The sequence below is a fragment of the Demequina pelophila genome (assembly GCF_000971175.1).
Lineage (GTDB): Bacteria > Actinomycetota > Actinomycetes > Actinomycetales > Demequinaceae > Demequina > Demequina pelophila.
Window position 1 is genome coordinate 1 of sequence record NZ_BBLY01000002.1, and the last position, 5,444, is coordinate 5,444.

3 rRNA genes are annotated in these 5,444 nt (G+C 57.0%); all 3 read left to right on the forward strand.

The window, feature by feature from the left end:
• Positions 1 to 254: 254 nt before the first annotated feature.
• Positions 255 to 1,774, forward strand: a 16S ribosomal RNA gene (locus AOM03_RS05645).
• Between the two features lie 369 nt (positions 1,775 to 2,143).
• A 23S ribosomal RNA gene (locus AOM03_RS05650) occupies positions 2,144 to 5,243 on the forward strand.
• 80 nt (positions 5,244 to 5,323) lie between these two features.
• Positions 5,324 to 5,440 (forward strand): 5S ribosomal RNA (gene rrf, locus AOM03_RS05655).
• The 16S, 23S and 5S rRNA genes sit together here, the layout of an rRNA operon.
• Positions 5,441 to 5,444 lie beyond the last annotated feature (4 nt).

Sequence of the window (5,444 nt, forward strand, 5' to 3'; positions counted from 1 at the left end):
GGGTTGCCCCGAGCGAGGGCCCGTGAGGGTCTGAGGCGGTGCGCGTCCGAAACTTGAGAACTCAACAGTGTGCCACATGTCGATGCCAAATTATCTCCGGTGTCACATCATTTTTGGTGTGATGCAGGATTCCTTTGGTAGACAACGAAATGTCAGTGACATTTTGTTCGATGCTGGAGATTGAACGGACCTTCGGGTCTACTTCGTATGTTTGTGAACCAGCCTTCTTTTGGGGGTTGGGTTTGCGTAATGCATTTACGGAGAGTTTGATCCTGGCTCAGGACGAACGCTGGCGGCGTGCTTAACACATGCAAGTCGAACGGTGACGGAGAGCTTGCTCTTCTGATCAGTGGCGAACGGGTGAGTAACACGTGAGTAACCTGCCCCAGACTCTGGGATAAGCCTTGGAAACGAGGTCTAATACCGGATATGCAACTCCACCGCATGGTGAGGGTTGGGAAAGTTTTTCGGTCTGGGATGGACTCGCGGCCTATCAGCTTGTTGGTGAGGTAATGGCTCACCAAGGCGACGACGGGTAGCCGGCCTGAGAGGGCGACCGGCCACACTGGAACTGAGACACGGTCCAGACTCCTACGGGAGGCAGCAGTGGGGAATATTGCACAATGGGCGCAAGCCTGATGCAGCGACGCCGCGTGGGGGATGAAGGCCTTCGGGTTGTAAACCCCTTTCAGCAGGGAAGAAGCGAAAGTGACGGTACCTGCAGAAGAAGCGCCGGCTAACTACGTGCCAGCAGCCGCGGTAATACGTAGGGCGCAAGCGTTGTCCGGAATTATTGGGCGTAAAGAGCTCGTAGGCGGTCTGTCGCGTCTGCTGTGAAAGCCCGAGGCTCAACCTCGGGTCTGCAGTGGGTACGGGCAGACTAGAGTGTGGTAGGGGAGACTGGAATTCCTGGTGTAGCGGTGGAATGCGCAGATATCAGGAGGAACACCGATGGCGAAGGCAGGTCTCTGGGCCACAACTGACGCTGAGGAGCGAAAGCGTGGGGAGCGAACAGGATTAGATACCCTGGTAGTCCACGCCGTAAACGGTGGGCACTAGATGTGGGGCTCATTCCATGAGTTCCGCGTCGCAGCTAACGCATTAAGTGCCCCGCCTGGGGAGTACGGCCGCAAGGCTAAAACTCAAAGGAATTGACGGGGGCCCGCACAAGCGGCGGAGCATGCGGATTAATTCGATGCAACGCGAAGAACCTTACCAAGGCTTGACATATACCCTCTACCCCCAGAGATGGGGGGTGCTTCGGCGGGGTATACAGGTGGTGCATGGTTGTCGTCAGCTCGTGTCGTGAGATGTTGGGTTAAGTCCCGCAACGAGCGCAACCCTCGTCCTATGTTGCCAGCAATTCGGTTGGGGACTCATAGGAGACTGCCGGGGTCAACTCGGAGGAAGGTGGGGATGACGTCAAATCATCATGCCCCTTATGTCTTGGGCTTCACGCATGCTACAATGGCCGGTACAAAGGGCAGCGATACCGTAAGGTGGAGCGAATCCCAAAAAGCCGGTCTCAGTTCGGATTGAGGTCTGCAACTCGACCTCATGAAGTCGGAGTCGCTAGTAATCGCAGATCAGCAACGCTGCGGTGAATACGTTCCCGGGCCTTGTACACACCGCCCGTCAAGTCACGAAAGTCGGTAACACCCGACGCCGGTGGCCCAACCCTTCGGGGAGGGAGCCGTCTAAGGTGGGATTGGCGATTGGGACTAAGTCGTAACAAGGTAGCCGTACCGGAAGGTGCGGCTGGATCACCTCCTTTCTAAGGAGCACTTGGCAGCTTCCGGGCTGTCCAGACTCGTTTCGGTCTCATCTGTAGGCCGGCGAGAGCTCATGGATGGAACATCGACGTGGCAGACAGCTGTGAAGCGCTCGACCAGTACGCCCCTGTGGGGGTGGGAACGTCGGGGGTGAAGGGGTTGTCTGCATGGCACGCTGTTGGGTCCTGAAGGGTCGGGCGAGAAGCCTCCTTTCAGGTCCGTATGGACAGGCCTTCGGGCTTTGTTCGTGGACTGGTCGGACCATTGGATCCGGGTCGAACCGCCTCGAGTGCGAGGTAGGCGCCGGTGGATGTGGGACCGCCCGTACCTTGAGAACTGCACAGTGGACGCGAGCATCTTTGATATCTGTGTGTCAAGTTTCTAAGAGCACATGGTGGATGCCTTGGCAGTAGGAGCCGAAGAAGGACGTTGTAGCCTGCGAAAAGCCTCGGGGAGCTGGCAAACAAGCTTTGATCCGAGGATGTCCGAATGGGGAAACCCCGCTGGAGTCATGTCCAGTGACCCACGCCTGAACACATAGGGCGTGTGGAGGGAACGTCGGGAAGTGAAACATCTCAGTACCGACAGGAAGAGATATTCCGTGAGTAGTGGCGAGCGAAAGCGGAGGAGGCCAAACCGTCGTTGTGTGATAGCCGGCAGGCGTTGCAGCGGCGGGGTTGTGGGACCTTTTGGGAGGATCTGCCGATCCTCCAAGGAGTCAAAAATCCGCGTGATAGTCGAAGGGCATTGAAAGGCCCGGCATAGAGGGTGCCACCCCCGTAGACGAAATTGCGTGGACTCCTGAGAGTCATCCCAAGTAGCACGGGGCCCGAGAAATCCCGTGTGAATCTGCAGAGACCACTCTGTAAGCCTAAATACTCCCTACTGACCGATAGCGAATCAGTACCGTGAGGGAAGGGTGAAAAGTACCCCGAGAGGGGAGTGAAATAGTACCTGAAACCGTGTGCTTACAATCCGTCGGAGCCTCCCTAGCAGGGGTGACGGCGTGCCTTTTGAAGAATGAGCCTGCGAGTTAGTGCTCAGTGGCAAGGTTAACCCGTGTGGGGCAGCCGTAGCGAGAGCGAGTCCGAATAGGGCGTTTGAGTCGCTGGGTCTAGACCCGAAGCGAAGTGATCTATCCATGGCCAGGTTGAAGCGCGGGTAAGACCGCGTGGAGGACCGAACCCACTTGGGTTGAAAACCGAGGGGATGAGCTGTGGATAGGGGTGAAAGGCCAATCAAACTTCGTGATAGCTGGTTCTCCCCGAAATGCATTTAGGTGCAGCGTTGCGTGTTTCTTGCCGGAGGTAGAGCTACTGGATGGCCGATGGGCCCTACCAGGTTACTGACGTCAGCCAAACTCCGAATGCCGGCAAGTGAGAGCGCAGCAGTGAGACTGCGGGGGATAAGCTTCGTAGTCGAGAGGGAAACAGCCCAGAACACCAACTAAGGCCCCTAAGCGTGTGCTAAGTGGGAAAGGATGTGGAGTTGCATAGACAACCAGGAGGTTGGCTTAGAAGCAGCCACCCTTGAAAGAGTGCGTAATAGCTCACTGGTCAAGTGATTCCGCGCCGACAATGTAGCGGGGCTCAAGTACACCGCCGAAGTTGTGTCATTCACACATCAGCATGGCCCTTGTGGTCCAAGCGTGTGGATGGGTAGGGGAGCGTCGTGTGGCGAGTGAAGTCGCGGGGTAACCCAGCGGTGGACGCCACACGAGTGAGAATGCAGGCATGAGTAGCGAAAGACGGGTGAGAAACCCGTCCGCCGAATGACCAAGGGTTCCAGGGCCAGGTTAATCCGCCCTGGGTAAGTCGGGACCTAAGGCGAGGCCGACAGGCGTAGTCGATGGACAACGGGTTGATATTCCCGTACCGGCGAAGAACCGCCCATGACGAGGCGGACGATGCTAAGTGCCTGAAGCAGGTGCACCCTTCGGGGGAATCTCTGTGGAACGCACGACCCAGATCCGTAGTAGTCAAGCGTATTAACAGGGGTGACGCAGGAAGGTAGCCGAGCGTGGCGATGGTTGTCCACGTCTAAGGGTGTAGGGCGAGCTGTAGGCAAATCCGCAGCTCACACGCCTGAGACCTGATGGTGACCGCATTAGCGGGAAATCGGTGATCCTATGCTGCCAAGAAAAACCTCGGCGCGAGGTTCTAGCCGCCCGTACCCCAAACCGACTCAGGTGGTCAGGTAGAGAATACTAAGGCGATCGAGAGAATCGTGGTTAAGGAACTCGGCAAAATGCCCCCGTAACTTCGGGAGAAGGGGGGCCTGAGGCGTGATGGCACTTGCTGCCGGAGCGTTTGAGGGCCGCAGAGACCAGGGAGAAGCGACTGTTTACTAAAAACACAGGTCCGTGCGAAGTCGCAAGACGATGTATACGGACTGACGCCTGCCCGGTGCTGGAAGGTTAAGAGGAGGGGTCAGCCGCAAGGCGAAGCTCCGAATTTAAGCCCCAGTAAACGGCGGTGGTAACTATAACCATCCTAAGGTAGCGAAATTCCTTGTCGGGTAAGTTCCGACCTGCACGAATGGCGTAACGACTTCTCCGCTGTCTCAACCGCGAACTCGGCGAAATTGCACTACGAGTAAAGATGCTCGTTACGCGCAGCAGGACGGAAAGACCCCGGGACCTTTACTATAGCTTGGTATTGGTATTCGGTGTGGTTTGTGTAGGATAGGTGGGAGACTATGAGACCGGAACGCCAGTTTCGGTGGAGTCGTTGTTGAAATACCACTCTGATCACTCTGGATATCTAACCTCGGTCCGTAAGCCGGATCAGGGACAGTGCCTGGTGGGTAGTTTAACTGGGGCGGTTGCCTCCCAAAGAGTAACGGAGGCGCCCAAAGGTTCCCTCAGCCTGGTTGGCAATCAGGTGGCGAGTGCAAGTGTACAAGGGAGCTTGACTGTGAGACTGACAGGTCGAGCAGGGACGAAAGTCGGGACTAGTGACCCGCCGGTGGCAAGTGGAAGCGCCGGCGCTCAACGGATAAAAGGTACCCCGGGGATAACAGGCTGATCCTGCCCAAGAGTCCATATCGACGGCATGGTTTGGCACCTCGATGTCGGCTCGTCGCATCCTGGGGCTGGAGTTGGTCCCAAGGGTTGGGCTGTTCGCCCATTAAAGCGGTACGCGAGCTGGGTTTAGAACGTCGTGAGACAGTTCGGTCCCTATCCGCTGCGCGCGCAGGAAACTTGAGAAAGGCTGCCCCTAGTACGAGAGGACCGGGGTGGACCAACCTCTGGTGTGCCAGTTGTTCCGCCAGGAGCACGGCTGGTTGGCTACGTTGGGAAGGGATAACCGCTGAAAGCATCTAAGCGGGAAGCCTGTTTCAAGATGAGGTTTCCATGGACTTCGGTCCAGAAGGCCCCCAGCAGACCACTGGGTTGATAGGCCGGATGTGGAAGAGAGGACTAACGACTCTCGAAGCTGACCGGTACTAATAGGCCGATAACTTGACTTAACACAATATCTGTAATGCTATGCGTCCACTGTGCGGTTCCCGAGTGACGGTCGGAAACCGATCGAATAACTCCATAGAGTTGCCGCAGCCATAGCGGGAGGGAAACGCCCGGTCCCATTCCGAACCCGGAAGCTAAGCCTCCCAGCGCCGATGGTACTGCACTCGCGAGGGTGTGGGAGAGTAGGTCGCTGCGGCACATAA